The sequence below is a fragment of the Corynebacterium sp. 13CS0277 genome (assembly GCF_002994655.1).
Lineage (GTDB): Bacteria > Actinomycetota > Actinomycetes > Mycobacteriales > Mycobacteriaceae > Corynebacterium.
The window spans coordinates 1-1,688 of record NZ_PPDL01000052.1 but is presented as its reverse complement, the minus strand read 5'-3'; the positions used below and the strand labels follow the sequence as shown (position 1 = coordinate 1,688).

General features: G+C 62.0%; 1 protein-coding gene. It reads right to left on the bottom strand.

The window, feature by feature from the left end:
* Positions 1-1,688 (bottom strand): HNH endonuclease signature motif containing protein (locus C1Y63_RS12345; RefSeq protein ID WP_146128969.1); only part of this gene is annotated, 1,688 nt, incomplete at both ends.

The following is a 1,688-nucleotide window of genomic DNA, read 5'->3' as shown; positions in this document are numbered from 1 at the left end:
TCCTTGGCACCTTCATCGACGTACCACTGGCCGTGCTCGAGGTCGTAGTCGCGCACCATCTCAGCCAGCTCCTGGTAGAACGGCTTGTTCTTTGGTGCTGGTGGGATGACGTAGTCCTGCAGTTCTGCTTCTACGGCTTCCTGCTCCCACCCGTCAAGGGTGCGGTAGGACCGGCGGATGTGCGCGCCACCAGACAGCCCGGCTTCGCGGGTGTCGTTGTAGTTCTCCTCAGAGCCCATCACAAAGGCCACCCGCCAACTCAGCGGGTTCCTCCGGTGATGGCCAAGCATGCCCTCGTTGAGCTTGTGATGCTTCGGGCACAGCATGACCAGGTTGTCTAGGTCAGTGCGTCCGCCATCAGCCCACCTTTTCAGGTGGTGTGCTTCCAACAGGCCGTGGGCTTTCGTGCACCCGGGGTGGGCGCAGACAGCCTGGTGGGAAAACAGCATCAGCCGCTGATGCAGGCTGGCCAGCCGCTTGGTCCTGGCCAGTGCGACCGGGAACCCGGTGGCCGGGTCGTGGAAGGACAAAAAGTCCGGGTACGACTCGCCGAGCATGGTGCCCAAGTCTTCGACACTGATGGTGGTGCCAGCAGAGGTAATGAACCTGGGGTTAGTATGCTTCGGCCAGGAGTCGATCATGCTGGCGGGCACGCTGACGACCAGGCTGCAGGACCCATCTTGGGTGGGGTTGACCCGGTCGCCGACGAGTCTGAGTATTCGTCTGAATGCGTCTGCGCGTGCTTGGGGTGGGGTGCGGACGTCGGGGCGTCCTCCTTTGGCGTCTTCGTAGGCGATTTGCTTGCGTACCCTGTTGATCAGGTGGATGAACTCGGTCGCGGCAGCGGCATCGAGGTACATGTTGACCCGGACGCCGCCGAGGGCGTCTTGTTCGCTGATGTTCAGGTAGCGCTTTTCGTAGGCGGTTTTCGACAGGCATTGGCCGGTCTGGGCGATCAGCCGTCCGCAGAGGTTGTTGACGGCGTTTTTGACTTGCTCCGGTGGCTGGGACAGGGCAAGCAGCATCGCATCGCGGGTGATGGCGGTGATGTTGATGTCGGCTTTCTTTGTCCTGGGCTTGTGGAAGATTTTCGTTGCTTTGGTGGCAACGCTGGTCAGTTCGCGGTCGATTTCGCCGGCGTTGAGTAGGCGGCGCATGTGTCGTTGGGCGGGGCGTTCGCTGCGGCGGACGGTGCCGTAGTAGGTGGTGCCGAGTTCGATGCGGCGGCGGGCTTCGGTTGTGCTCATCCGGCCGTTGTGGGTGAGGTAGTCGGTGACGTTGCTGCCGCCGGTGGTGGTGTGGGCTTTCGTCCAGACCATGGTTTGGGTGTGGCGGGCTTGGAGGGCTGGTTGGAAGCGGTTGTAGTCGTCGGCGGCGGTGACGGCTTCGTCGAGTTGGATGTCGGTGGTGGTGGGGCTTTCGATGAGGACGCGTTGGGCGTGGGTGGCGATGGTGAGTGCTTTTTTCTGGATTTCGGCGGCGATGGTTTCTTTTGGGGTGGTGTCGTCGAATTCGATGCCGAGGGTGCGTGCGTGGGCGTGGAGGGTTGCGATGGTGTGGGGGTCGTTGGGGTTGAGTTCGTTGAGGTCGGTGAGTTGTTGTTCGGCTTTGATGTCTGCGCGGCAGGTGGCGGGGAGGTTGGGGCCGAAGATCGGTTCGGCATCGATGACGTCACTAGCCTGAACACC